Origin of the sequence: Aeromonas sp. Y318-1 (genome assembly GCF_027706125.1) — a bacterium.
Classification (GTDB): domain Bacteria; phylum Pseudomonadota; class Gammaproteobacteria; order Enterobacterales; family Aeromonadaceae; genus Aeromonas; species Aeromonas hydrophila.
Map to the genome: position 1 here is coordinate 206042 of NZ_JAPDCM010000008.1, position 25589 is coordinate 231630.

Below are 25589 nucleotides of genomic sequence, written 5' to 3' on the forward strand. Positions count from 1 at the left end.
GCTTACTCCGCCAACCGCTGGGCGACCCGCAGCACCGAGCTGCGGGATCGGCTGTTTTCGCTGACTTCGTGTTCGGAAGGCTTGAGCGCCTTGCCGACCGATTTCAATTTTCGACCGCCGGCCAGCTGGGCCTCGGTCAACGGAATGCCGTGCGGCACTTCCGGGCCTTTCTCGTGCTTACGGATGAAATGCTTCACCAGCCGATCTTCCAGCGAATGGAAGCTGATGACGGAGAGACGACCTTCCGGAGCCAGCACTTGCAGGGCGCCGTTGAGCGCGGTCTCGATCTCGTCCAGCTCGCTGTTGATGTAGATGCGGATGGCCTGGAAGCTGCGGGTAGCGGCGTGCTTGCCCTTCTCCTTGCTCGGATTGACCCGGGCAATCATCTCCGCCAGTTGACGGGTGCGGACATAGGGCTCGGTCACCCGATCGTGCACGATGGCGCGGGCGATCTTCTTGGCGAAACGCTCCTCGCCGAAGGTCTTCAGCACCCAGGCAATGTCGTCCACATCGGCGCGAGCCAGCCATTCGGCGGCGCTCTGACCGGAGGTGGGGTCCATCCGCATGTCGAGCGGACCGTCCTTCATGAAGCTGAAACCGCGCTCGGCATCGTCCAGCTGGGGAGAAGAGACCCCCAGATCCAGCAGGAAACCGTCTACCTTGCCCAGCAGGCCGCGTTCATCCAGATAGGAGGCAATGCCGGAGAAGGGGCCGTGCACGATTTCGAAACGGGGATCCTGGATCTTGGCCGCTTCGGCAATGGCCTGGGGATCCCGATCGATGGCGATCAGCCGGCCGTTGGGGCCAAGCTGCTGGAGAATGAGACGAGAGTGACCACCCCGGCCAAACGTACCGTCGACGTAGATGCCGTCCGGCTTGATGGCCAGCCCTTCAACGGCTTCGTGCAGCAGCACTGTGATGTGTTCAGCGGCTTGGGTCATTTATAAAGAGAAATCCTGTAGTCGTGGCGAGCTTGCCCAGTCGTCTTCGGGCAGGCCCTGAATGTCGTCATTGACCTGTTGTTGCCAGCGGGCTTCATCCCACAGCTCAAACTTGTTGAGCTGGCCCACCAGCATGATCTTCTTGTCCAGCCCGGCGTGGCTGCGCAGTGGCTGGCTGAGCAGCAGACGGCCATTGCCGTCCAGCTCGCATTCGGTCGCATGCCCGAGCAACAGCCGCTGCAGGCGGCGCTCAAGGGGATTCATACTGGAGAGCGTCTTGAGCTTGCGCTCGATCTCTTCCCATTCGTTCAGGGGGTAAAGCAGCAGGCAGGGATGGGCAATATCGATGGTGCAGACCAGCTGGCCCTCGCTTTCGTCGCGCAGCCAATCACGGTACTTGGTCGGAATCGCCAATCGCCCCTTGCTGTCGAGGCTGATGGCATGCGCACCACGCAACAAATTGCAGTCCCTGAAAATGAGTTAAAGGGGGCAAACCGCCCGATAAAAACCACTTTGATCCACTTTTCCCCACCTTGAAGTTTAAGGACGTGCTGAGGGCTTTTCAAGCGAGGATCTCGGGCATGGGGAACATATTGACGCAGCGTTTCAGCAGCGAGGATTAAATGAGTTGATTTTCCACAAGTTATTTGTGTTTACGGCAATCCGATTAATTGCGAAGAATTAAAAGCTCAGCAGGGTGAACGAATAAGCAGCGGAATGATCCGCTCAGATTCACAGGCCCCCACATAGCTCAGGCATTGTGTATGAAAAAACCATAACCAACTGATCTATATGCATAGAGCCGACCATCTCACTATCCGTCAACGCATATATCTTTCGATACAAGCCGCTATTTTTCTCGCCAATAAAAAAGAGCCTCGCGATAAATCGCAAGGCTCTTCAGGAATAGGTCGGAGTCGGCCTGTAAGCCGGGTTCTGTACCGGGTTGCCCCGGGTAGCAATCATTCCTCTAGGCCAGCAATCGCTCGCTGGCTCAAGCAACCTACCCGCCCCCAACGCGGGCCGCGCCAATAGGGGCCTATTTGGTCTTGCTTCGGGTGGAGTTTACCGTGCCACGAACTGTTGCCAGTCGCGCGGTGCGCTCTTACCGCACCCTTTCACCCTTACCTGATCCCTTGCGGGCCATCGGCGGTTTGCTCTCTGTTGCACTGGTCGTAGGCTCACGCCCCCCAGGCGTTACCTGGCACCCTGCCCTATGAAGCCCGGACTTTCCTCCCCTCCGCCCGTCTGTCCCGAGGGACACAACGACGAAGCAGCGATTGCCCAGCCAACTCCGGGCGCGGATTATAGCCTTGTCCGGCACCTCGGGTAAACCTGCAATTGAGTTTTGACCGAGTTAATCGCACTCGGGGCCAGGCCAGACAACGCCAAGGCTGGCCTCCGGCCTGCATTTGCCTGTCTCAGTAATGTTCAAGGCCGTACTTGTAGAGCGCGTTCTTCTTCACCCCGTGGATCTCGGCGGTGAGCGCCGCTGCTTTCTTGAGCGGCAGTTCGGCCACCAGCAGTCCCAGGGTGCGGATCGCCTCGGCCGGCAGTTCCTCTTCCGTTTTATTGGCGCCCGCAACCACCAGCACGATCTCGCCGCGGCAGCGATTTTCGTCCTCACCCAGCCAGACCAGCATCTCGGAGGCGGGCAGACCGTGGATCGACTCGAAGGTCTTGGTCAGCTCGCGGCACACCACCACCTGGCGTTCGCCGAGAATGCGGGCGATCGCTTCCACCGTGTCCTGCACCCGACGCGGGGATTCGTAGAACACCAGTGAGCGAGTGTCTTCGATCACTGCCTGCAAACGGTCGTCACGGCCCTTGGCTTTTGCCGGCAGAAATCCTTCGAAGGCAAACCGGTCGGTGGGCAACCCGGCCGCTGACAGCGCCGTGATGGCAGCACAGGGGCCGGGCAGCGGCACTACCTTGACCCCGGCTTCGCGACAACGGGTGACCAGGTGATAACCGGGGTCGCTGATGAGTGGCGTACCGGCATCGGAGACAAGGGCCACGCTCTTGCCCTCTTTTATCCGGCCGATCAGCACGTCAGCCTTCTGCTGTTCGTTGTGATCGTGCAGGGCGAAGGTGGGCACCGAGATTTGATAGTGGCTGAGCAGGATGCCGGTATGGCGGGTATCCTCGGCAGCCACCAGATCGACACTGCGTAAAATGTCCAATGCACGCTGGGTAATGTCAGCCAGATTGCCGATCGGGGTGGGGACTATGTACAGGGTTGGGATGTCACTCATGGGAGCTCCGAGTGTCCCGACAATTGTGTCGCCATATTGGCCCGTTTACACTATGGAGAATTTCAACACTGGTCGGGGAATGAACTTGAACCGGGTTACAAAGCAGCTAAGTGTATCACGACTCTTCGGCATCCTACTCGCGGCAGTACTTCTTGCCGCCTGTGCGTCGGAGCCCAATCAATCAACCGGACAATCCGGCATGCCGTCGGCCTTCTCGGATCTGACCAAGAATGCCCAGTGGTATCTGGCACAGGTAGATCCGGCCAAACCAGCCGAAGCCTTCACCTGGCAGGTGATGGCGGCGCGCAGCTATCTGGCGCTCGGCCAGGCCAAGCCGGCCGCGGCCCTGTTCCAGCAACTGCAGAAGCAGGGCCAGAGCGCCGAGCAAAAGGCCCAGCTGCAACTGTTGCAGGCTCACCTGCTGCTCACCCAGGGCAACGCCAACCAAGCGCTGATCCTGCTGGAGGGCAAGCCCGAGGTGGTGCTGGATGCCGATACCCAGAAGGACTGGTATCGCCAGCGGGTGGTGCTGCAACTGGACATCAACAACAAGTTCGGTGCCGCCAAGTCGCTGATCCTGCTGGAGCCCTATCTGGCGCAGAATGAGCTGGCGACCAATCACCAGCAAATCTGGTCACTGCTCAAAAGCATGACCCCCTCCACCCTGCAGGCACTGGAAGAGGCGCCAGCCCCCGACGTGACTACCGGCTGGTTGCGACTGGCGGCGCTGGTGAACGAGTTCGGCGCCCAGCCCAATCAGCTGGCGCGCCAGCTCGCTGGCTGGAAGCAGGCCTTCCCGAACCACCCGGCCCAGAAAGACATGCCGGCGGGTCTGGGCGATCTGGCGGCCAGCAACATCAATACCCTGCAGCAGATCGCAGTGTTCCTGCCGCTCTCCGGCAATCTGGAACCGCAGGGCGCCGCCATCCGCAACGGCATGCTGATGTCTTACAAGGAGAATCAGGGCCAGTTCACCCTGAACTTCTACGACACCCAGACCAAGTCGATGGGCGAGCTCTACAAACAGGCGATTCAGGAAGGGGCCAACATGATCATCGGCCCGCTGCTCAAAGACCGGGTCGAGGAGCTGCTCAAGTCAAATCCGACCGTGCCGGTGCTGGCTCTCAACGAGCTGGACAAGCCGATCGTCAATGACAACACCTTCTACTTCTCCCTCTCCGCCGCCGCCGATGCAGCGCAGGCCGCCCAGTACCTCTATGGTCAGGGCTATCGCAAGCCGCTGCTGATCGCAGCCCAGGGCCGGATCGGTTATGGCAGCATCAAGGCGTTCGAACAGGCCTGGGTCACCGTGAGCCAGGACAAGCCGGTCGTCGCCACCTTCGGCGCTCGCAACGAAGTGCAGGGCATGGTCAAGAACGCCCTGAGCGGTCGCTCCACCGCCCGGGCCGGCGAAGTGGTGCAGCTTGCTGACACGGCGCCGCGCAGCATCGACGTGGTCTATGTGGTCGCCAACAGCCTCGAGACCCGGATGATCAAGCCGTATGTGGACATCTCGGTCAATCCGATGGGCAGCCTGCCGATCTACAGCAGCTCGCGCAGCTATGACAGCGCCACCACCGAAGTGGCTTCCGAGCTCAACGGCATGCATATCTCCGATATGCCGCTGCTGCTGGGCGGTTACGAGAAGCAGCGCGAACAGATCGCCCTGCTCTGGCCGCAAACCCAGGGTGACCTGCTGCGTCTGTTCGCGCTGGGCTACGATGCCGTGGCGCTGGCAGAAAACCTGCAGCAGATGCGCAAGGTCAATGCCATGCAGCAGCCGGGCATGAGCGGCCAGCTGAGCGTGGATGCCAGCGGCAACATAGTGCGGGTACTAGACTGGGCCACCTACCAGAACGGCAAGCTGGTCAGCGACAGTGCCATGCCTCAGCTCGAGGGAGCCCCCCATGAAGGGTCTATTGGCACGGATGCACCAGCAGTGGCAGAACCTGTTCCCGTCAGCACCGAGCAAGGGACAGCACTTTGAACAGCTAGCGGAACATTGGTTGCAGGCCCGCGGCCTGCAACCCGTGAGCCGCAACTACCGCTGCCGGGGCGGCGAGATCGATCTCATCATGCGCCAGGGGGAGACCCTGGTGTTTGTTGAGGTCCGCTACCGCGCCCAGACCAGCCATGGCGGCGCCGCCGCTTCAGTCACCCGTCGCAAGCAGCACAAGATCGTGCTGGCAGCGCGCCACTATTTCAAGCAACATGCCATCAACGAGGCCAGCCAGGCCTGCCGATTCGATGTGATCGCGTTCGAGGGCGACCAGCCAGACTGGATCCAGAACGCATTTTAAGAGGACCCCATGACTGACCGCATCAAAGAAAACTACACCGAGAGCATCCAGACCAAGATAGCCGCCGCCGAGGCGCTGCCGGATGCCATCCATACCGCAGCCCAGATGCTGACCATCTGCCTGCTCAATGGCCACAAGGTGATGGCATGCGGCAACGGTCCTTCCGCAGCGCTGGCCCAGCTGTTCATCTCGGAATTGGTCAACTGCTACGAAACCGAGCGCCCTTCCCTGCCCGGCATGGCGCTGACCCCTGACATGGCCACCATCAGCGCCATCGCCACCGATCACGGTTTTGAAGAGGTGTATGCCAAGCAGATCCGGGCGCTCGGTCAGCCCGGCGATATCCTGGTAGTCATCACCACCACGGGCAATAGCCGCAGCCTGATCAAGGCCGCCGAGGCAGCCCTCTCCCGCGACATGACCATAGTGGTGCTGGGTGGCGGTGACGGCGGCGAGATCGCCGGTCTGCTCGGCCCCAACGACGTGGAGATCCGGGTGCCGTCGGCTCGTCGACCCCGCATTCTGGAAGTGAACCTGTTGACCCTGCACTGCCTGTGTGATCTCATCGACCAGACTCTTTTCCCGCAACAGGAAGATTGAAACCATGAACAAGCAAATGCTCCTGCTCGGCCTGCTGGCCGGCACCCTGCTGCTGCAAGGCTGCGCAGCCGTAGTGGTAGGCGGTGCCGCTGGCACCGCCAAAGCCTCCGGCGATCGCCGCACCTTGGGCGCCCAGTGGGATGATCAGGCTATCGAGCTGAAAGCGGCCAACCTGCTGGCTGACAACAAGCCGCTGAGCGCGGCCAGCAAGATCAGCGTCTACAGCAACAACGGCCGCGTGCTGCTGGTCGGCCAGACACCTTCTGACGCTTACAAGCTCGAAGCTGGCAAGATAGTGGCCCGCATCGAGGGTGTGCGCCACGTCTACAACGAATTGCGCCTCGGCCAGCCGGTCAGCATAGGAGTTCGCAGCAACGACTCCTGGATCACCTCCAAGGTGCGGGCAGACATGCTGGGCGCCAAGAATTTTGACAGTGCCAAGGTCAAGGTGGTCACCGAGAATGGCGAAGTATTCCTGATTGGCCTGGTGACCCGCCAGGAAGGGGATCACGCCGTCGAGATCGCCCGCCACGTCAGCGGCGTCAAGCGCGTGATCAAGGCCTTCGAGTTCGCCCAGAACTAGTCTATCCGCCGACTCTCGGCATAAAAAAACGCAGCCAGCTGGCTGCGTTTTTTATTTGATGACCTTCAGGATCGGACGACCGCTCGGGCGCGGCGGTTCCGGCTCGGGTTCCACTGGCGCCTCGGCCTGCTCCAGCCAGAGGTCATAACCCGGCTCGGGCGGGAACAGGGTACCCACGCCATTTTCCCGGGCATGGATGGCCAATACGGCCGCCATCGGGATGTAAACCTGCTGGGAGACACCACCAAAACGGGCGCTGAAGCTGATGGCTTCATTGTCCATGTGGAACTGCCCTACCGCACGGGGTGCGATATTCAGCACTATCTGTCCATCCTGGACAAACTGCATCGGCACCATCACATGAGGGATGTTGACGTTGACCACCAGATGCGGGGTCAGGTCATTGTCCAGCAACCAGTCGAAGAACGCCCGCAGCAGGTACGGGCGACTGGGTGTCATTGTCGGTTCCATGCTCATACGCCGGCACGGATCTCGCGCTCGGCTTCAGTCAGGGAAGCCTGGAAAGACTCGCGCTCGAACAGGCGAACCATGTAGGCCTTCAGCTCTTTGGCGCCACGACCGGTGAAGTCGATGCCGAGACTCGGCAGACGCCACAGCAGCGGGGCCATGTAGCAGTCGACCAGGCCAAACTCTTCGCTCATGAAATAGGGCATTTCACCGAAAATCGGCGCGATGGCCAGCAGGTTGTCCCGCAGTTCGGCACGTGCCGCATCCACGTCGGTACCCGCCATGATCTTGTCGGCCAGAGAATACCAGTCCAGCTCGATACGATGCATCATCAGACGGCTGTTGCCGCGGGCCACAGGGTAGACCGGCATCAGGGGCGGGTGCGGGAAGCGCTCGTCCAGATATTCCATGATGATGCGTGAGGTGTACAACGCCAGCTCGCGATCGACCAGAGTCGGTACGGTGTTGTAGGGGTTCAGCTCGGCCAGCTCATCCGGCAGGTTGCTTGGGTCAACCTGGCAGATATCTACGCTAACACCCTTCTCCGCCAGGACAATGCGCACCTGATGGCTGAACATATCGTTGGCACCGGAAAACAGCGTCATTACCGAACGCTTATTGGCAGCTACAGCCATTGAACCCTCCCGTCATTAAAAAGCAGAAACGGCAATGAAGCCTCTTGGTCTTCATTGCCGTGCATTATATTACCCGGATCTGGTCGCTTAGTGAACGTCGCGCCAGAATTCCTTCTTCAACAGCACAGTGAAGATGAAGAAGATCACGATGAAGCCAAGTACCCAGAAGCCCATGCGTTCGCGCTCCTGTTGTACCGGTTCAGCCGAGTAGACCAAGAAGTTTACCAGATCCAGTACCGTCTGATCATACTCTTCGTTATTCATTTCACCGTTGCCGTCAGATTTGACACTGACAACCTGCTGAACTTCCACTCCGTCGACTGTGTGGGTCGCGAACTCGGCACGCGGAGTGCCCTGCAGCGGTTCCAGCACGTGCGGCATGCCCACGGACGGGAACACCACGTTGTTCACGCCAAACGGACGGGTCTCATCCACGTAGAAAGAACGCAGGTAGGTGTAAATCCAGTCGGCACCACGTACCCGGGCAACCAGCGTCAGATCGGGGGGCGGGGCGCCAAACCATTTGGCCGCATCCTTGTCCGGCACCGAGTTTTCCATCAGATCGCCGATCTTGGCACCATTGACGATCAGATTGGCCGCCATCAGATCTTCCGGAATACCGATGTCTGCCGCCACCCGGTTGTAACGCTGGTACTGGGTGCTGTGACAGCCAAAGCAGTAGTTCATGAAGGTGGCCGCACCACGCTGCAACGACGCCTTGTCGTTCAGGTCATAGTTGGCCTTGTCCAGGTGCACTGCCCCGGTGTTGGCAAACACCAGCGACGGCAGCAGGGTCAGCACTGCAAAAATTATTCTTTTCATTTAAATGTCACCCTCTCCGGCAGCGGCTTGGTGCTTTCATTCTTGCTGTAGAAGAACAACAGGACGAAGAACCCGAAATAACCCAGGGTACAGATCTGGGCGATCAGCGTCAGGGTCGGAGTCGATGGCAAGACGCCGAGCACCCCGAGAATGATGAAGCAGACCACGAACTGGGCGATGTTCAGCTTGTGCAGGGTACTGCGATAGCGCACCGAACGTACCTTGCAGCGATCCAGCCAGGGCAGCAGGAACAGCACCACGATGGAGAGCCCCATCATGATGACGCCCAGCAGCTTGTCAGGCACCGCCCGCAAGATGGCGTAAAAGGGAGTGAAGTACCAGACAGGCGCAATGTGGGCCGGGGTCTTCAGACCATTGGCTACTTCAAAGTTCGGCTTCTCGAGGAAATAACCCCACATGTCCGGCTTGAAGAAGATGATGGCGCAGAACAGGAACAGGAAGCCTGCGACCCCGATCATGTCCTTGACGGTGAAGTAGGGGTGGAATGCCACCGCATCCAGCGGCCAGCCGTTCTCGTCCTTGTGCTTCTTGATGTCAATGCCGTCCGGGTTGTTGGAGCCCACTTCGTGCAACGCCAAAATGTGCATGGCCACCAGCATCACCAGTACCAGCGGCAGGGCGATGACGTGCAGTGCAAAGAAGCGGTTCAGGGTAGCGCCTGAGATGACGTAGTCACCGCGGATCCACAGGGTCAGATCGTCACCGATGACCGGAATGGCGCCAAACAGCGAGATGATGACCTGGGCACCCCAGAACGACATCTGACCCCACGGCAGCAGATAGCCCATGAAGGCTTCCGCCATCAGGCAGAGGAAGATCAGCATGCCGAAGATCCACAGCAGCTCGCGCGGCTTCTGGTAGGAGCCGTAGATCATGCCGCGGAACATGTGCAGATAGACCACGATGAAGAAGGCGGATGCACCGGTGGAGTGCATGTAGCGCAGCAACCAGCCGTAGTCCACATCCCGCATGATGTACTCCACGGAGGCGAATGCACCTTCGGCGGAGGGGTTGTAGTTCATGGTCAGCCAGATACCCGTGATGATCTGGTTGACCAGCACCAGCATGGCGAGCGAGCCAAAGAAGTACCAGAAGTTCAGGTTCTTGGGCGCCGGGTACTTGGCCATGTGGTCGTTGTACATGGCAGTGAGCGGAAAGCGGTAGTCAATCCAGCCCATCAGTTTGGCAAACATGGTCAGGCCTCCTTGCCATCGGCACCAACCAGGATGGTGGTGTCGCTAAGATATTTGTACGGCGGAATGACCAGGTTCAAGGGTGCTGGCACCCCCTGGAACACTCGACCAGCCATGTCGAACTTGGAGCCATGACAGGGGCAGAAGAAGCCTGAGGTCACGCCCTGCACCTGCTCGCCAAAGCTGTCCGGCAGATAGGAGGGGGAGCAGCCCAGATGAGTGCAGATACCGACGGCCACGAAGATCTCCGGCTTGATGGATCTGTAACCGTTATGGGCATAGTCGGGTTGCTGGGGCTCGTCGGAAGCCGGATCGCGCAACTTGTCGTCGTGCGCGGCCAGGGCATCCAGCGTCTGCTTGGTGCGTTTCACCACCCAGACCGGCTTGCCTCGCCACTCAACACGGATGAGCTGGCCTGGTTCCAACTTACTGATATCCACTTCTACCGGAGCACCCGCCGCTTTGGCTTTGGCACTCGGGTTCCATGACTTAATAAACGGCACTGCGGTAAAAGCAGCTCCTACCCCACCAACGGCGACCGTTGACCAGGTAAGAAATCTGCGGCGACCGGTATCAACTGGCGCATTGCTCATCCAAAAACTCTCCCATGTGGACTCCGCACATTCTTATTGTGTCCCTGTTCCCCTTTCTTCCGTGACAACAGCGGCGGAAGCGGAGTTACAATTGTCACAGAAAAACCGAGGGAATTTTAAAGAAAAGATAACAACTTGACAAGAAAGAGAAGCGAAGGTCAAAAACAATAAATACACAATTTTTTGTCTTTTGTGACGTGGTGTTAGCAATGCCGTTGGTAATATTACCAATAAAAAAAGCCTGGCACATGGCCAGGCTTTTTTGACACTCGCGAGAGTGCGTACCAAAAGCGAATTAACGCTTGGAGTACTGCGGACGCTTACGAGCTTTGTGCAGACCGACTTTCTTACGCTCAACCTTACGGGCATCGCGAGTAACAAAGCCTGCTTTACGCAGTTCGGAACGCAGGGTTTCATCGTACTGCATCAGAGCACGAGTGATACCGTGGCGGATCGCACCAGCTTGACCGGAGATGCCACCACCGTTAACGGTGATGTACAGGTCCAGTTTCTCGGTCATCTCAACCAGTTCCAGCGGCTGACGAACTACCATGCGGGCAGTCGGACGGCCGAAGTACTGCTCCAGGGAGCGCTGGTTGATTACGATTTTACCGCTACCCGCTTTGATAAATACGCGAGCAGTGGAGCTTTTGCGACGGCCGGTACCGTAGTATTGATTTTCTGCCATTGTTGCCAGTTCCCGTTAGATATCCAGTACTTGAGGTTGCTGAGCAGCATGAGCGTGCTCGGCGCCTGCGTAAACTTTCAGCTTACGGAACATGGCACGGCCCAGCGGACCCTTCGGCAGCATGCCTTTGACGGCAGCTTCGATTACCATTTCCGGTTTACGCTGAATCAGCTTGTCGAAGCTGATGGACTTGATACCACCCGGGAAACCGGAGTGAGCATGGTACATTTTGTCGGTAAATTTCTTACCGGTTACGTGTACCTTCTCAGCGTTTACAACGATGATGTAATCACCGGTGTCAACGTGCGGAGTGTACTCAGCTTTGTGCTTACCACGCAGACGAGCAGCGATCTCGGTTGCGATACGACCCAGAGTTTTACCTTCTGCGTCCACAATGTACCAGTCACGTTTTACGGTTTCTGGCTTGGCAACGAAAGTTTTCATTAAGTTAAACCCAATTACCTGTTACAGACCCAATTGCTTATGGGGGCTCTCCCACAAACAACAAACGATGGCCTACCTGTACCCCTTCGAATACAAGTAAAGCTTAAAGTGTTGCTGTCTTATCGACAGCTGTAACGTGGGCCGGGCGATTATAAGTGAAGTTGCCTTAAATATCACCTGCTAATTTCACTGCCATGAAGCTAGCAAATGTCGCCCGGCCCTACCTGCCGCAGATGCCCATCCGACTGGCAGGCGCGGTATTGTGACTAAGGAAGGTGCACTCTGGCAAGGTATTCGTGCGATTGCATTTCCTGAAGCCGTGAAAGACAACGTTTGAACTCGAAATTCAGCAGCCCGTTGCCATAGAGTTCCTGCATGGGTCCCGCCGCCGATATGATCAGCTTGACGTGCCGCTCATAGAACTCATCCACCATGGCGATGAAGCGCCGCGCCGCGTCATCCGTGCCCGCCCCCATTGGCTGCACATTGGCCAGCAGGACGGTGTGAAACAGCCGGGCCAGTTCGATGTAATCGCCCTGTGAGCGGGGAGTACAGCAAAGTTGCTCAAACTCCATATAGAGCACACCTTCTCCCATCCCCAACGACGCCAGTTGACGGTGATTGATCTCGACACTGCCCGCCCGGGCCTCTTCCAGCCCGGTTAACTGCCGAAAATAACGATCCAGATTGGATTTTGCCTGCTGATCCAGCGGGAAGTGATAAATCTCCGCCTGCTCCAGCGTGCGCAAGCGATAGTCGGTGCCGCCGTCCACGTTAAGTATCTCGCAATGGCGCTCGATGAGCGCGATCGCCGGTAGAAAACGGGCCCGCTGCAGACCATTTCGATACAAATCCTGCGGTGGTATGTTCGAGGTCGCCACCAGTACCACTCCATGGCCGAACAACTCCTGGAACAGAGTCCCCAACAGCATGGCGTCGGTGATGTCGGAGACGAAAAACTCGTCGAAGCAGATGACGTCGGTCTCGCCGGCCAGCTTGCTGGCGATCAGCTTGAGCGGATCGGCCTGACCGGTCAGCCCCTTGAGCTCATCGTGCACCCGGTGCATGAAACGGTGGAAGTGAATGCGCAGCTTGCGCTCTCCCGGCAGGCTGTCGAAAAAAGTATCCATCAGCCAGGTCTTGCCTCTGCCCACTCCGCCCCACATATATAGACCCAGGATGGGCGTGCGGGGTTTCGGCTTTTGCAGCCAGCCCAGCAGGCCGCGGGATCTGGTCGGAGTCGGGGTTTGGCACAAATCCTGATAGAGTCGCTCCAGACGGGCCACTGCCATCGCCTGGGCGGGGTCGGCCACGAAGCCGGGGCGCTGCAAATCCTGCTGATACTTTTGCTGCGGGGTCATCCTGTCGATTGCCTTCAAGTCCCTGAATGAAGGACAAAATGGTATCACGCTCTCGGGGTGCACGGTATAGTGCCATCAAGGCGTAGCGGCCGCTTTGGCCGCATCAACCCACATTGATTTAGCTGTAACAAGGAGCATCTATGAGTCTGTTAAACGGGATCCTGCTGGCTGTCGCCGCCTTGATTATCGGTGTCATCATCGGCCGCTTCACAGTGCGCAGCCGGGATGCTGGCCGTCTGGAACAAGAACTGAAGAAGGCTCACAAGGAACTGGAAAGCTACCAGGGCCAGATCAATACCCACTTCGCCGACAGCGCCGCCCTGATGGAGCAGCTGGCCGAGCAGTACCAGACCCTTTATCGCCATATGGCGGAGCAGAGCAAGTTCCTGGCCAAGGCTCAGGAGCCGCTGTTCCGTGAAACCCTGCTCGACGAGAGCAGCGATGTCCCGGCCAATGAAGAACCGGGCGTACCACCCCGTGACTATGCAGGGGCCTCCGGTCTGCTCAAGCAGTCCAGTTAGTTCCCTGCGGAACTAATTGCGCGGTAGCGTGGTCAGACCTTGACGATTGCATTGCAACTTTTTCTGGGAGCTGTTTTTCATATGCGTAAACCTCTTTCTGTGCTCAGTGTGTTAGCCCTCAGTGTCGGTATCGCCATGTCTGCGGCCCCTGTACAGGCTGCACTGCCCTCTCTGCTGGCGAACAATCAGGAGATGCCGAGCCTGGCGCCGGTGCTCGAGCAGGTCACCCCTGCCGTGGTCAACATTTCAGTCTCCGGCAAGAAGATCACCCGCCAGCGTCTGCCGGAACAGTTCCGTTTCTTCTTCGGTCCCAACATGCCCGACGAACAGGTGAGCGAGCAGCCCTTCCAGGCGCTGGGCTCCGGGGTCATCATCGATGCCAAGAAGGGCTACGTGATCACCAACGCCCACGTGGTGCACGAGGCGGACGAGATCAAGGTCAACCTGAAGGATGGCCGTGAATACGCCGCCAAGAAGATCGGCGAGGACAAGCAGTCCGACATCGCGCTGCTGCAAATCAAGGCCGAGGATCTGGTGCAGATCAAGTTTGCCGACTCCGACGAACTGCGGGTCGGTGACTATGCGCTGGCCATCGGCAACCCGTTCGGCCTCGGCCAGACCGTCACCTCCGGCATCGTCAGTGCGCTCGGCCGCAGCGGCCTCAACATCGAAAATCTGGAAAACTTCATCCAGACCGATGCCGCCATCAACTCCGGCAACTCAGGTGGCGCCCTGCTCAACCTGCGCGGCGAGCTGATCGGCATCAACACCGCCATCCTGGGCCCGAACGGCGGCAACATCGGCATCGGCTTCGCCATTCCGTCCAACATGGTGCGCGACCTGTCCGAACAGATCGTGAAATACGGGGAAGTGCGCCGCGGCCAGCTGGGCATCACCGGCACCGAGCTCACCTCCGAAATCGCCAAGACCTTCGGCTACAACAAGAAGGATGGCGCCTTCGTCAACCAGGTGATGCCTGACTCCGCCGCCGCCAAGGCGGGCATCAAGGCAGGCGACATCATCATCAGCATCGATGGCAAGGCCATCCGCTCGTTTGGTGAACTGCGCGCCAAGATCGCCACCATGGGGGCTGACAAGCAGGTCGCCCTTGGCCTCATCCGTGATGGCAAGGAGCAGACCGTCAAGGTCACGCTGAAGAAGGCGGATGACAGCGAGATCCTGGCCAGTGCCCTGCACCCGGCCCTGGAAGGGGCCAAGCTGAGCACCACCGCCGAACCGGTGACCGGCGTGGCCGTGGCCGACATCGATCCGCGCTCACCTGCCGCCGCCTCCGGCCTGCAGAAGGGTGACATCATCATCGGGGTCAACCGCCTGCGCATCAACTCGCTGGAAGAGCTGAGCAAGGCGTTGAAGAACAAGCCGGATGTGCTGGCGCTGAACATCCAGCGCGGGGAATCCTCCCTCTATCTGGTGATCCGTTAACTGCCTCTCACCCGCGGCCCTCGCCGCGGGTGATTTTTATCCACCGATAGTGTTATTCTCTGCGCGCTGTATGTACGGATGAGAATGACATGAAAATCCCCCCTCTAGTCAGTTACTTGGGCAAGTCTGTCGGCTTCGGTCTCACCGTGGCGGCTCTTCTGTTGCTGCTGTTTCCCAATTTCCGTGGCGGGGCCCAGCTGCCCGGCCTCATCACCAATGCCCGTGAACTGAGTTTTTCCTACGCCGCCCACCGCGCCGGGCCGGCGGTCGTCAACATCTATACCCGCAGCTTCGCCCGCAACCAGGGCAATCAGGCCGAACTCAGGCCGCAAGGGCTCGGCTCCGGCGTCATCATGAGCCAGCGTGGCCACGTGCTGACCAACTATCACGTCATCGCCGATGCGGACCAGATCATCGTCGCGCTGCAGGATGGGCGGGTATTCAGCGCCGAGCTGGTCGGCTCCGATCAGCTGACCGATCTGGCGGTGCTCTACATCGAGTCGGACAATCTGCCGGTGATCCCGCAGGATCCGGAGCGCCTGCCCGACGTGGGCGACGTGGTGCTCGCCATCGGCAACCCCTACAACGTCGGCCAGACCATCACTCAGGGTATCATCAGCGCTACCGGCCGCATCGGCCTCTCCAGCATGGGCCCGGACAGCAACGGCCGGCAGGATCTGCTGCAGACCGACGCCGCCATCAACGAGGGCAACTCGGGGGGCGCCCTGGTCAATGCCCGCGGCGATCTGGTAGGCATCAACACCGCCGCCTACCACCTCAACGGCAATCAGGAGAGCTACGGCATCAGCTTCGCCATCCCCTACAAGCTGGCCAAGCGCATCATGGATGAGCTGATCGCCAACGGCCGGGTGATCCGCGGCTACCTCGGCATCTCCAGCGTCGAGATCAACCCCATCGTCGCCCGCATGATGAACCTGGGCGATCTGCGCGGCCTGGTGGTGGAGAGCCTGGATCCCAACGGCCCGGCCACCAGAGGCGGGCTGAAACGGGGCGACGTGCTGCTCAAGATCAACGGCGAAGCCATCAGCGGCGTGCGTACCGCCATGGACAAGATCGTCGAGAGCCGGCCGGGCACCAAGCTCACCATCTCGGTGATCCGTGACGGCAAGCCGCTGGAGGTGGAGGTCACCATCGAAGAGGATCTTCGCTACCAGAACCGGGCCAGCGCAAGTGCCGCCACCGCCAGCTGATATCCCGCCAATTCTCTTCGACGGGGGCGGTCAACCGCCCCTGTTTGCTTCCCCCGCACGCCCCCATCCGTGAGGCGACTCACAGTTTCCAGCAAGCCTTGTCGGCCCGGCTCGACGGACCAAGTGCGTCCTCGATCACACAAAGTCGGCCCCGATAGCAGCCCTTTGCCCCTCCACCCCACAAAAATCACCGTTTTCAGCCCAGGCGTGCGGGAATTTCCGCTTCGAATCGGAAAAACAGTGCCTCCTCTCTCCTCTACTGCCGGCTTAGGGTAGCGCTATCCCTTCTGCCAGCCTTGGAGAGCAGACCTTGCATACAGAGACCCATGACCAGAACCTGACCCCGGACAGCCCGGCGTTGCTGCGCCAGACCGACCACACGCTGGCGCGCATCCACACCCTGCTCGGCGAGCAGGGCATCCGCCCCAACGAGGTACAGCGGCAGATGCTGGCCTCCCATGTCAAAGCCATGGTGTGGCGCTCCTACAGCGGTGAATCGCTGCCGGAGGTGGATCTCAGCCTGTTCGAGGAGATCTCCCCCCTCTCCCTGCGCCTGGCCGAACAGGTCATCGCCTGGCTGGACAAGCTGGCCTATGAAGAGGCCCATCTGCTGTCCGTCCATTTCGAAGTTGCCAAAGAAAACGAACTCAGCTCAGTGAAAGGAGAAAGCTAAATGACAGCCATCAAACTCGTGATCGGTGATCGACTCGGCAAGGGCCAGAAAGTGGGGGCAGGCGCGGAAACCGCCGGTGCCAGCGTGACCATCATCCCCGGCATGGCCGCCGACATGAAGCTCGGTGACGTGATGAACAAGGAGCAGGCGGATCTCGGCATCTCCTTCTGCGGCAGCGGCGGCGCCGGTGCCATCACGGCGCAGACCAAGTACGGCTACAAGTGCCGCTACGGCATGCGCTCCATCGAAGAGGGCGTGACCGCCATCAACGAAGGCTGCGTGGTGCTGGGCTTCGGCTTCATGGACAAGGAAGAGCTGGGTCAGAAGCTGATCGAAGCCTTCGCCAAGAAACACGGACGCGCCTGATGAAAGAGGACTTCACCACCCAGGTCATGGTCAACGGCAAGGGACCGACTCGCCAGCAGGCGTTCGCCGCCGCCCTCAGCCAGGTGCAGCCAACGCTGCTCAAGGACAACCCGCGGGTGATGCTGCGCATCGAGCCGCTCGAGGTGCAGGTGCTCAAGGCCGAAGAGTCGGTCCGGGTGGAGAAGTTCCTGTTCTTCTTCCTGCCGCGCCAGCGCCGCGAATTCCGGGTCCAGCTGGCGATCACGGTCAAGGTCACCAGCCTGGATGCCGAGCAAGTGGCGTTCACCCTGGTGTGACGCCGCCCGCGGGTACCACCCCACAAGAAGGATACGTTGGATGTTTCTAATCATATTTATCAAGTCACTCATTATCGGCGGCCTGGTAGGCGTTGGGGTGGGGGCCGGCGCGGCACGGATGTTCCACGCGCCGACCGTACAGGGCATGGGAGCTTTCCGTACCCTGGGCGAGCTCAACTCCTGCGAAGGGGACCCCGCCTCCCACTTCTCGTTCGGTCTCGGCTTCTTCTTCAACGCCTGGGCCTCCACCGTGGCGGCAGGCGCCTTCACCCAGGATGTGGACCACCGCATCATTCCGCACTGGGCCACGGCGGCACTGCTGTTCAAGAACCGGGATCTTGCCACCACCCTGCACGACCCGAAGAAGATGGCCATCGCCGGCGGCATCATAGGCGCCATCGTGGTTGCCTTCCTCAACAGCACGGCCGCCGCCGTACCGGCCGCATTGCAGGTCACCGCGGTCAAGGTGCTGGTACCGGCCGCCAACCTGCTGGTCAACACCGTCATGCCGGTGATCTTCTGGCTGGCCGCCATCGAGGCGGGCAAGAAGTCCGGTTTCTGGGCCACCATCTTCGGCGGTCTGGCCCAGCTCATCATGGGCAACGCGGTACCGGGCCTGGTGCTTGGCATCCTGATCGGCAAGGGCGTGGAAGAGAGCGGCTGGAACCATGTCACCAAGGTGATGATGGCGGCCATCGTCCTGCTGTTCGTGCTGAGCGGCTTCTTCCGCGGCTTCGACATGAAACTCATCGAGTCCTTCCATCTGGGTGTTCCCCTGTGGCTGGAAAATGTCCATAACCTGCTGAGCGGCAAATAAGGGGTCACACCGTGGATGAGAAACTGAAAAACAACTTCTGGTACGCCGACTGGTCCTTCCCCATCTTTGTCGGCCTGCTCTCGGCCGGGGTCTTCGCCGGTACCCACATGTTCTACCTGTACGGGGTCGGCGCCTTCAACGAGGTGGCCTTCGTCGCCATGCTCAAGGCCGGCATGGACACCGGTGCCTATGGTGCGGTGGCGGCCTTCGGCGCCAGCTTCCTGTTTGCCCGCATCATCGAGGGCTCCCTGGTGGGGATACTGGATATCGGCGGCGCCATCCAGACCGGGGTCGGTCTCGGCGTGCCCGCCCTGCTGCTGGGGGCCGGCATCGTCTATCCGGTGGAGAACTTCGGTGCCTCCCTGGCGACCGGTATGGGGATTGGTCTGGCCATCGGCTACGTGATCATCCTGGCGCGCAAGTTCACCATCAACCAGAGCAACTCCACCTACGGCGCCGACGTCATGATGGGGGCAGGCAACAGCTCGGGCCGCTTCCTCGGCCCGCTCATCATCCTCTCCGCCATGGGCGCCTCGATTCCGATCGGTATCGGTTCCCTGCTGGGTGCGTTGCTGTTCTACGTGTGGGGCAAGCCCATCACCGGCGGTGCCATCCTGGGGGCCATGCTGCTCGGTACCTTCTTCCCGGTTGCGCTTGCATAACCATCCGCCGCCCTGCGGGGCGGCACTCGAGAGGCCATCTAGCATGTACGACATCATCATCAGAGCGGGGCGCCAGGGAGATGGCCAGCTCGTCGATATCGCCATCCGGCAGGGCAAGATAGCCGCCCTCGGCACCCTGCCGGAGACGACCGCGGCGCAGCAGAGCCTGGATCTCGGCGGCCGGGTGCATGTGAGCGCCGGCTGGATCGACGGCCACACCCACTGCTACCCCGCCTCCCCCCTCTATCACGATGAGCCGGACAAGGTGGGCGTGGAGTCCGGCGTCACCACCGTCATCGACGCCGGCAGTACCGGGGCCGACGACGTGGATGACTTCCAGCGTCTCGCCGCCGGCTGCAAGACCCGGGTGCACGCCCTGCTCAACATCTCCCGCATCGGCCTGCTGCGCCAGAACGAGCTGGCCGACAGCCGGGACCTCGACATGGATCTCGCCTCGGCGGCCATAGCCCGCCACCCCGGCTTCATCGTCGGCATCAAGGCGCGGATGAGCGGCAGCGTGGTGGGTGAGAACGGCCTGCAGCCGCTGCGCATGGCCAAGGCACTGCAACAGGCCCACGGTCGGCTGCCGCTGATGGTACACGTGGGCAACACGCCGCCGGATCTGGACGAGATCGTCGCCCTGCTGGGCGATGGCGATCTGCTGACCCACTGCTTCAACGGCAAGCCCAACCGCATCCTGACCCCAGCCGGCGAACTGCGCCAGGCGGTGCGTGAGGCAATGCAACGGGGCCTCTTGCTCGACATCGGCCACGGCGGCGCCAGTTTCAGTTTCGAGGTGGCGGAGCTGGCCATTGCCCAGGGGATCCTGCCCCGCACCATCAGCTCCGACATCTACTGCAAGAATCGCATCAAGGGGCCGGTCTACAGCCTGGCCCACGTGATGTCGAAATTTCTCGCCATCGGCATGACCCTGGAGCAGGTACTCGCTTGCGTCACCCACCATGCCGCCGATGCCCTGCGCCTGTCCGGCAAGGGGCGACTCGAGGTGGGCGCCGCTGCCGACCTGACCCTGTTCGAGGTGATAAGCGGCGCCACCCTCTTTACCGATACCGAAGCCGGCGCCCGCAATGGCGATCGGCAGTTGCTGCCCCTCGCCGCCCTGGTCGGTGGCGAACTGGTTCTGACTCACTATGGGAAATCACACCATGCCTTCTGTGTATGAGAAATATCAGCTCAAACCGGTGATCAACGCCTCCGGGCGCATGACCATTCTCGGCGTCTCCACCCCCGAGCAGGAGGTGGTCGATGCGGTCAACTTCGGCCTCGGCCACTACTTCGAGGTGAAGGATCTGATCAACAAGACCGGAGCCTACCTGGCCGGCTTGCTGGATGTGGAAGATGCGGTGGTGGTCTCCTGCGCCAGCGCCGGCATCGCCCAGTCGGTGGCCGCGGTGATAGTGCGCGGCGACCCCTACCGCCTCGAGCAGTTGCATGCCCATGCCCACCATGTGCCGAGCGAAATCGTGCTGCCCAAGGGGCACAACGTCAACTTCGGCGCCCCGGTCGGCACCATGGTCAACCTGGGTGGCGGCAAGGTGGTGGAGGCCGGCTACGCCAACGAGTGCTCTGCCGCCCAGCTGGCCGCCGCCATCAATGCCAATACCGCCGCCATCCTCTACATCAAGTCCCACCACTGCGTGCAGAAGAGCATTCTGTCGGTGGCCGAGGCAGCCGAGGTGGCCAAGGCCCACGGGCTCCCGCTCATCGTTGATGCCGCGGCCGAGGAGGATCTGCGTCTCTACTACAACCAAGGGGCGGATCTGGTCATCTACAGCGGCGCCAAGGCCATTGAAGGGCCCACCAGCGGGCTGGTACTCGGCAAGCGCCAGTACGTGGAGTGGGTCAAGCAGCAGGCCAACGGCATCGGCCGTGCCATGAAGGTGGGCAAGGAGGGGATCCTCGGTCTCACCCACGCCATCGAGCGCTACCTGGCCAAGGAGAAGGAGAGCGGCGCCGCCATGGTCGCCAAGATGACCCCCTTCATCGAGCGCCTCAACCAGCTACCCGGCGTCAGCGCCAAGGTGGTGTGGGACAGCGCGGGGCGCGACATTGCCCGCACCGATATAGCCTTCGACCACCAGCAGATCGGCATGACCACAGTGCAGGTCGTCGCCCGTTTGCAGCAGGGCACCCCTGCCATCTACTGCCGCGGCTACAAGGCCAACGAGGGGCACCTCGAGATAGACGTGCGCAGCGTCACCCAGCCCCAGCTCGACCAGATCCATGCCGCCATTGCCCACCTCGTTCAGGAGAACAACTGATGTCTTTGACTCCCAATTACTACCGCGATCGGGTCTGCCTCAACGTGCTGGCAGGCTCCCGACAGAATGCCGTCGACATTTATGAGGCCGCCGAGGGCCATGTGCTGGTCGGAGTGCTCTCCAAAAACTACCCGGATGTGCCCTCCGCCGTCGCTGACATGCAGGCCTACGCCAAGCTTATCGACAACGCCCTCTCCATCGGGCTGGGGGCCGGCGATCCGCGCCAGTCCGCCATGGTGGCCGAGCTGGCTCGCCGGCTGCAGCCCCAGCACGTCAACCAGGTATTCACCGGCGTCGGCGCCAGCCGGGCACTGCTCGGCCAGTCTGACACCCTCGTCAATGGCCTTGTCTCTCCCACCGGCACCCCGGGGATGGTGAAGATCTCCACCGGCCCCCTGAGCAGCCAGCAGCCCGACGGCATCGTCCCCATCGACACCGCCATCGCCCTGCTCAAGGACATGGGCGGCAGCTCGGTCAAGTTCTTCCCCATGGGCGGGCTCACCTGCCGCGCCGAGTATCAGGCAGTGGCCGAGGCTTGTGCTCGCCACGGCTTCTGGCTAGAGCCCACCGGCGGCATCGATCTCGACAACTTTGAGGAGATAGTGCGGATTGCACTGGATGCCGGGGTCGAGAAGGTGATCCCCCACATCTACAGCTCCATCATCGACAGCGCGAGCGGTCAGACCCGTCCCGAGGACGTGCGCACCCTGCTGGCCACGGTGAAGCGGCTGCTGGCCTGACAGCCCTCAGGCACCGGTCCGATCACTGACCGGTGCCTGGCTTGTTAATGACTCGCTTGTTAACATCGATTTTTCATTCCGCGACAGGAGTCCGTTCCCCCTCATGATCAAGCTGCCCCACCCCAGACTCCATCAACTGCTCACCCTGCTCCACGCCGAGCCGCTGCCGCAGGAGGAGCTGGCCCGCCGCCTCAATGTCTCCACCCGCACCGTGCGCACCGACGTGGCGACCCTGAACGAGATCATTGCCACCCGGGGCGCCCACCTGATCCACCAGCGCGGCAGCGGCTATCAGCTCAAGATCTACAATCAGGAGCTGTTCGAGGCGCTGCTGGCGGCCCAGGAGCAGGAGAGCGGCTTGCCCCGTACCAGCCGCGAGCGAGTGCTGCACCTGCAGATCCTGCTGTTGACGGCGGAGCAGGGCATCAAGCTCGACGAGCTGGCGGACACCTGGTATCTGAGCCGGGCGGCACTGCAGGGGGACATGGCGGAGGTGCGGGAGCGGCTCGCCCACTTCGGACTCGCCATCGACAGCAAACCCAGACTGGGGATGCGGATCCATGGGGGCGAAACGGCCATCCGCGCCTGCCTCACCCAGCTGCTCTATCAGGAGCTGCTGCACAGCAACCCGCTGCAGAGCCTGCTGCCCAACCTCTGTCCCAGCAAGACGCTGGAGGTAGTGGGCAATCACATCCACGAGCAGCTCGGCCGTCATCAGCTGCGCCTGGCCGATGAGAGTCTGCAGCAGCTCGCCATCTACTGCGCCGTCGCCCTGCTGCGCCAGGCGGCCGGCCACGAGCTGCGCCAATTCACCAGCGAGGATCTCACGGCGCCTCTGTTGGCGGTTGCCCGCGATATCTATGGCGAGCTGCCGACCCTGACCCCGCCGGGGGAGGAGGAGATAGCCTGCCTCGCCATCCAGATCCAGGCCCGCCTCACCGCCGATGCCCCCCAGCTCAGCCCGGCCATGGCGGCCGAGAGCGAACAGCTGGTGGAGCATCTGCTGGCCTACATCCACCAGCACTACCCCTATGACCTGCGCGGCGATCTGCAACTGCGGGCCGACCTGCAGACCCATATCAGCGCCATGCTGCTGCGGGTCAAATACCAGATCGGCAGCCACAATCCGCTGGCGGACCACATCAAGCAGTACTACCCCCTCGCCTACGACATCACGCTGGCGGCCATCTCGGAGTGGATCAGGCAGACTCCCTATCGGCTGACCCACCACGAGATCGGCTATCTGGTGATCCACATCGGGGTCGGACTGGAGCGTCACTACGACATCGGTTACACCCGCCGCCCTCAGGCGCTGCTGCTATGCGATGCGGGCAACGCCACCTTCCGGGTGCTGGAGGCCCGCATCAAGCGGGAGTATCCCCAGTTGCAGCTGACCATGCTGGAATCGGTGCGGGATTACGAAGGTCTGGCGCGGATCGAGCAGGATTTCGTCATCAGCACCGTCAAGGCCGGCGAGAAGAACGTGCCCGTGGTGCAGGTCGCCCCCTTCCCGACCCAGTACCAGCTGGAGCAGCTCGGCAAGCTGGTGCTGGTCGATCGCACCCGCCCCTACCTGCTCGACAAGTACTTCGATGCCGACCACTTCATGGTGGTCACCGAACCACTCAGCCAGGCGGCGCTGTTTGATCGCATCTGCAGCCAGCTGGAGGCGGAGGATCTGGTGGAAAGCGGCTTTCGGGGATCGTTGCAGGAGCGGGAGCGGATCGTCTCCACCATGCTGGGGGACGGCATCGCTCTGCCCCACTCCCTCGGCCTGCTGGCGCGCCGCACCCTGGTCTATACCGTGCTGGCCCCGCAGGGGATCGACTGGGGCAACGGCGAGAGCGCCACCCTCGTCTTCGTGCTGGCCATCGCCAAGGCCGACTACGAAGAGGCGATGGGGCTCTACGACCTGTTCCTGGCGCTGATGAACGAAAAAGCCAGCAGGAGTCTGCTGGCTTGTCGGGATTTTGCCGCCTTCAAGACGCTGGCACGCAGCGCACCTTGAGCATGCCGAGGCGCGTTACTCCTCGTTGAAGCCCGAGGTGAACAGCGCCACCACGGCGGCCAGGGCCTCCACTTCCTCGGGCCCCTCCACCTGGACTTCCACCTGCTTGCCTTGGGCGGAGTCCAGCATCAACAGGCCGATCACGCTGTCCGCGTCGGCCTCGACCCCCTCTTCGTTGCGCAGCAACACGTGGGCATCGAACCCCTGCACCAGCTCGAACAGCATCATGGCCGGTCTGGCATGCATGCCCAGTTTGTTTTTCACTTCTACCGAGGCTGAGACGGTCATCTGATCTTCCTATTGGTCCATCAAAATTGCGGCGCACTCTTGTCGAGGGTGCGGTGGCGGATCTGGACGTTCTTGCCCAGCAGGCGGAAGGCACCGGCCAGCTGCTCGGCAATGAACACCGATCTGTGCTGGCCACCGGTGCAACCGATGCCGACCGTCACATAGCTGCGATTGTTGCGCTCCAGATGGGGCAACCAGGTCGCCAGCATGTTCTCGATCTGCAGGATGAACTGCATCACGTCGGGCTGGCTGGAGAGATAGCGGGCCACCGGCTCATCCTTGCCGGTGAAGGGCTTGAGCTCGGGGATCCAGTGCGGATTGGGCAGGAAGCGGGCGTCGAACACGAAGTCGGCATCCTTGGGAATGCCGTACTTGAAGCCGAACGACTCGAACACCAGCACCAGCTCGTTCTCCTTCTTGCCGAGCACCCGGGTCTTGATGAGCTCGCTCAGGTCGTGAATGCTGAGGTTGGTGGTATCGATGCGCAGGTCGGCCGTCGAGGAGAGCGGTGCCAGCAGGTGGGTCTCCTCCCGAATCGCCTCGTCCAGCGACAACTGATTGCGTGACAAGGGGTGCAGCCGGCGGCTCTCGCCGTAGCGCTTGAGCAGGGTGGAGTTTTCCGCATCAAAGAAGAAGCTCGAGAACTCCACTCGCCCCTCGTTGCGAACCTGGGCCAGCAGGGTTTCCAGCTTGTCCGGGCTCGCTGGCAGGTTGCGCACGTCTATGCTGACCGCCAGCTTGTCATACTGGCTCTCGACCGAGACGATCAGCTGGGGCAGCAGGTTGACCGGCAGGTTATCCACGCAGTAATAACCGAGATCCTCCAGCACACGCAGGGCAACTGTCTTGCCCGAGCCGGAGCGCCCACTCACCACTATTAATTGCATCTTGTTCCCTCACCGCTTGGCGTCATTGCAAGGGCCTGCATCTCAGGCCGATGTCATGATCTGATAGAGTTCTTCGTCGCTGGTTGCCTGGCGCAACTGGCGGCATACCGCCTTGTCGCCCAGTTTGGATGCCATCAGGGAAAGGGTCTTGAGGTGCTGCTTGCACTCGCTTTCCGGCACCAGCAGGGCGAACAGCAGGTCAACCGGTTGATTGTCGATGGAATCGAAGGGGATCGGCTCTGCGAAGGTCATCAGGATGGCGGTCGGCGGAAACTCGTCGCCAATCCGGCCGTGGGGAATGGCGATACCGGCACCGATCCCGGTACTGCCCATTTTTTCTCGCGCCAGCAGGCACTCGAAGAGCACCTGACGAGAGGTCCCCAGACGCTCAGCGGCTAACTCGCTGATGATCTCCAGGGCGCGTTTCTTGCTGGTACAAGGGACCGCACTTTTGGTGCAGTCCCGACTCAGTATGTGTTCAAGTTGCATGG

Annotated in this window: 30 protein-coding genes and 1 other RNA gene; 16 read left to right on the forward strand and 15 right to left on the reverse strand. The window is 61.0% G+C overall.

Features of this window, described 5'->3' with window-relative positions; translation table 11 throughout:
• Window positions 1-2 precede the first annotated feature (2 nt).
• The 4 genes from rsmH to rsmI form a co-directional block, all read right to left on the reverse strand.
• The gene (gene rsmH, locus OKB87_RS13830; protein ID WP_017409427.1) at window positions 3-941 is read right to left on the reverse strand and encodes a 16S rRNA (cytosine(1402)-N(4))-methyltransferase RsmH; all 939 of its coding nucleotides are present in this window, start codon (window positions 939-941) and stop codon (window positions 3-5) included.
• A complete protein-coding gene (gene mraZ, locus OKB87_RS13835) occupies window positions 942-1400 on the reverse strand; it encodes a division/cell wall cluster transcriptional repressor MraZ (RefSeq protein WP_005305730.1) in 459 nt (152 codons plus the stop codon).
• A gap of 450 nt (window positions 1401-1850) precedes the next feature.
• Window positions 1851-2237, reverse strand: an RNA gene (gene rnpB / locus OKB87_RS13840) — RNase P RNA component class A.
• Window positions 2238-2362: 125 nt separating this feature from the next.
• On the reverse strand, window positions 2363-3196 hold the full coding sequence (gene rsmI, locus OKB87_RS13845) for a 16S rRNA (cytidine(1402)-2'-O)-methyltransferase (RefSeq protein ID WP_016352184.1): 834 nt from the start codon (window positions 3194-3196) through the stop codon (window positions 2363-2365).
• 199 nt (window positions 3197-3395) lie between these two features.
• Between rsmI and OKB87_RS13850 the strand changes: the two genes are divergently transcribed.
• From OKB87_RS13850 to dolP, 4 genes are read left to right on the forward strand one after another with little or no spacing between them, the layout of a single operon-like run.
• Window positions 3396-5183, forward strand: a complete 1788-nt coding sequence (locus tag OKB87_RS13850; protein ID WP_270827765.1) for a penicillin-binding protein activator — start codon at window positions 3396-3398, stop codon at window positions 5181-5183.
• Window positions 5104-5496 (forward strand): YraN family protein, encoded by a 393-nt coding sequence (locus OKB87_RS13855; protein ID WP_135318865.1) that lies wholly within the window; start codon window positions 5104-5106, stop codon window positions 5494-5496. The genes OKB87_RS13850 and OKB87_RS13855 overlap by 80 nt, the downstream gene beginning before the upstream one ends.
• Window positions 5497-5505: 9 nt before the next feature.
• The gene (locus OKB87_RS13860; RefSeq protein WP_005305871.1) at window positions 5506-6096 is read left to right on the forward strand and encodes a D-sedoheptulose-7-phosphate isomerase; all 591 of its coding nucleotides are present in this window, start codon (window positions 5506-5508) and stop codon (window positions 6094-6096) included.
• Between the two features lie 4 nt (window positions 6097-6100).
• Complete coding sequence (gene dolP, locus OKB87_RS13865; protein ID WP_024945441.1) at window positions 6101-6679, forward strand: division/outer membrane stress-associated lipid-binding lipoprotein; 579 nt, start codon at window positions 6101-6103, stop codon at window positions 6677-6679.
• Window positions 6680-6730: 51 nt separating this feature from the next.
• On the opposite strand, the gene OKB87_RS13870 is transcribed toward dolP, so the two are convergent.
• The 8 genes from OKB87_RS13870 to zapE form a co-directional block, all read right to left on the reverse strand.
• Complete coding sequence (locus OKB87_RS13870; RefSeq protein WP_167824813.1) at window positions 6731-7156, reverse strand: ClpXP protease specificity-enhancing factor; 426 nt, start codon at window positions 7154-7156, stop codon at window positions 6731-6733.
• Window positions 7153-7782, reverse strand: coding sequence for a stringent starvation protein SspA (gene sspA, locus OKB87_RS13875; RefSeq protein WP_011707594.1), 630 nt, complete (start codon window positions 7780-7782; stop codon window positions 7153-7155). Before sspA ends, OKB87_RS13870 begins: the two co-directional genes overlap by 4 nt.
• A gap of 87 nt (window positions 7783-7869) precedes the next feature.
• On the reverse strand, window positions 7870-8604 hold the full coding sequence (locus OKB87_RS13880; protein WP_011707595.1) for a cytochrome c1: 735 nt from the start codon (window positions 8602-8604) through the stop codon (window positions 7870-7872).
• Window positions 8601-9818, reverse strand: coding sequence for a cytochrome b (locus tag OKB87_RS13885; protein WP_011707596.1), 1218 nt, complete (start codon window positions 9816-9818; stop codon window positions 8601-8603). Before OKB87_RS13885 ends, OKB87_RS13880 begins: the two co-directional genes overlap by 4 nt.
• 2 nt (window positions 9819-9820) lie before the next feature.
• Complete coding sequence (petA, locus tag OKB87_RS13890) at window positions 9821-10411, reverse strand: ubiquinol-cytochrome c reductase iron-sulfur subunit (RefSeq protein WP_011707597.1); 591 nt, start codon at window positions 10409-10411, stop codon at window positions 9821-9823.
• Between the two features lie 295 nt (window positions 10412-10706).
• Window positions 10707-11099 carry a 30S ribosomal protein S9 gene (gene rpsI, locus OKB87_RS13895; protein WP_005336286.1) on the reverse strand — a complete coding sequence of 131 codons (393 nt, stop codon included), beginning with the start codon at window positions 11097-11099 and terminating at the stop codon, window positions 10707-10709.
• Window positions 11100-11114: 15 nt separating this feature from the next.
• Window positions 11115-11543 (reverse strand): 50S ribosomal protein L13, encoded by a 429-nt coding sequence (gene rplM / locus OKB87_RS13900; RefSeq protein ID WP_005336289.1) that lies wholly within the window; start codon window positions 11541-11543, stop codon window positions 11115-11117.
• Window positions 11544-11809: 266 nt separating this feature from the next.
• Window positions 11810-12904 carry a cell division protein ZapE gene (gene zapE, locus OKB87_RS13905; protein WP_270827766.1) on the reverse strand — a complete coding sequence of 365 codons (1095 nt, stop codon included), beginning with the start codon at window positions 12902-12904 and terminating at the stop codon, window positions 11810-11812.
• A 140-nt stretch (window positions 12905-13044) separates the two neighbouring features.
• On the opposite strand from zapE, the gene OKB87_RS13910 reads away from it, so the two are divergent.
• The 12 genes from OKB87_RS13910 to OKB87_RS13965 all read left to right on the forward strand — a co-directional run bounded on the left by OKB87_RS13910 (window position 13045) and on the right by OKB87_RS13965 (window position 23923).
• On the forward strand, window positions 13045-13425 hold the full coding sequence (locus OKB87_RS13910) for a YhcB family protein (protein WP_011707599.1): 381 nt from the start codon (window positions 13045-13047) through the stop codon (window positions 13423-13425).
• Between the two features lie 81 nt (window positions 13426-13506).
• The gene (locus tag OKB87_RS13915; protein ID WP_011707600.1) at window positions 13507-14868 is read left to right on the forward strand and encodes a Do family serine endopeptidase; all 1362 of its coding nucleotides are present in this window, start codon (window positions 13507-13509) and stop codon (window positions 14866-14868) included.
• 89 nt (window positions 14869-14957) lie between these two features.
• Window positions 14958-16079 carry an outer membrane-stress sensor serine endopeptidase DegS gene (degS, locus tag OKB87_RS13920; protein ID WP_011707601.1) on the forward strand — a complete coding sequence of 374 codons (1122 nt, stop codon included), beginning with the start codon at window positions 14958-14960 and terminating at the stop codon, window positions 16077-16079.
• Window positions 16080-16389: 310 nt separating this feature from the next.
• Complete coding sequence (locus OKB87_RS13925) at window positions 16390-16752, forward strand: transcriptional regulator (RefSeq protein WP_270827767.1); 363 nt, start codon at window positions 16390-16392, stop codon at window positions 16750-16752.
• Entirely contained in the window at window positions 16753-17118 is a 366-nt protein-coding gene (locus tag OKB87_RS13930; protein WP_011707603.1) for a glycine-rich SFCGS family protein, read from the forward strand.
• Window positions 17118-17414 carry a DUF4312 family protein gene (locus OKB87_RS13935; protein ID WP_044800958.1) on the forward strand — a complete coding sequence of 99 codons (297 nt, stop codon included), beginning with the start codon at window positions 17118-17120 and terminating at the stop codon, window positions 17412-17414. The genes OKB87_RS13930 and OKB87_RS13935 overlap by 1 nt, the downstream gene beginning before the upstream one ends.
• Before the next feature lie 40 nt (window positions 17415-17454).
• A complete protein-coding gene (locus OKB87_RS13940; RefSeq protein WP_016352193.1) occupies window positions 17455-18231 on the forward strand; it encodes a DUF4311 domain-containing protein in 777 nt (258 codons plus the stop codon).
• Window positions 18232-18242: 11 nt separating this feature from the next.
• Entirely contained in the window at window positions 18243-18893 is a 651-nt protein-coding gene (locus OKB87_RS13945; protein ID WP_011707606.1) for a DUF4310 family protein, read from the forward strand.
• 43 nt (window positions 18894-18936) lie between these two features.
• Window positions 18937-20076, forward strand: coding sequence for an amidohydrolase/deacetylase family metallohydrolase (locus OKB87_RS13950; RefSeq protein WP_270827768.1), 1140 nt, complete (start codon window positions 18937-18939; stop codon window positions 20074-20076).
• A complete protein-coding gene (locus tag OKB87_RS13955) occupies window positions 20060-21175 on the forward strand; it encodes a DgaE family pyridoxal phosphate-dependent ammonia lyase (RefSeq protein ID WP_270827769.1) in 1116 nt (371 codons plus the stop codon). The genes OKB87_RS13950 and OKB87_RS13955 overlap by 17 nt, the downstream gene beginning before the upstream one ends.
• Window positions 21175-21915 carry a 2-dehydro-3-deoxy-phosphogluconate aldolase gene (dagF, locus tag OKB87_RS13960; RefSeq protein WP_270827770.1) on the forward strand — a complete coding sequence of 247 codons (741 nt, stop codon included), beginning with the start codon at window positions 21175-21177 and terminating at the stop codon, window positions 21913-21915. Before OKB87_RS13955 ends, dagF begins: the two co-directional genes overlap by 1 nt.
• Window positions 21916-22018: 103 nt before the next feature.
• On the forward strand, window positions 22019-23923 hold the full coding sequence (locus OKB87_RS13965) for a BglG family transcription antiterminator (protein ID WP_270827771.1): 1905 nt from the start codon (window positions 22019-22021) through the stop codon (window positions 23921-23923).
• A 15-nt stretch (window positions 23924-23938) separates the two neighbouring features.
• On the opposite strand, the gene npr is transcribed toward OKB87_RS13965, so the two are convergent.
• The 3 genes from npr to ptsN are packed head-to-tail and all read right to left on the reverse strand — an operon-like array spanning window position 23939 to window position 25587.
• Window positions 23939-24211, reverse strand: a complete 273-nt coding sequence (gene npr, locus OKB87_RS13970) for a PTS phosphocarrier protein NPr (protein ID WP_005305943.1) — start codon at window positions 24209-24211, stop codon at window positions 23939-23941.
• Window positions 24212-24231: 20 nt separating this feature from the next.
• Window positions 24232-25098, reverse strand: coding sequence for an RNase adapter RapZ (gene rapZ / locus OKB87_RS13975; protein WP_011707611.1), 867 nt, complete (start codon window positions 25096-25098; stop codon window positions 24232-24234).
• A 42-nt stretch (window positions 25099-25140) separates the two neighbouring features.
• Complete coding sequence (gene ptsN / locus OKB87_RS13980) at window positions 25141-25587, reverse strand: PTS IIA-like nitrogen regulatory protein PtsN (RefSeq protein ID WP_005305951.1); 447 nt, start codon at window positions 25585-25587, stop codon at window positions 25141-25143.
• Window positions 25588-25589 lie beyond the last annotated feature (2 nt).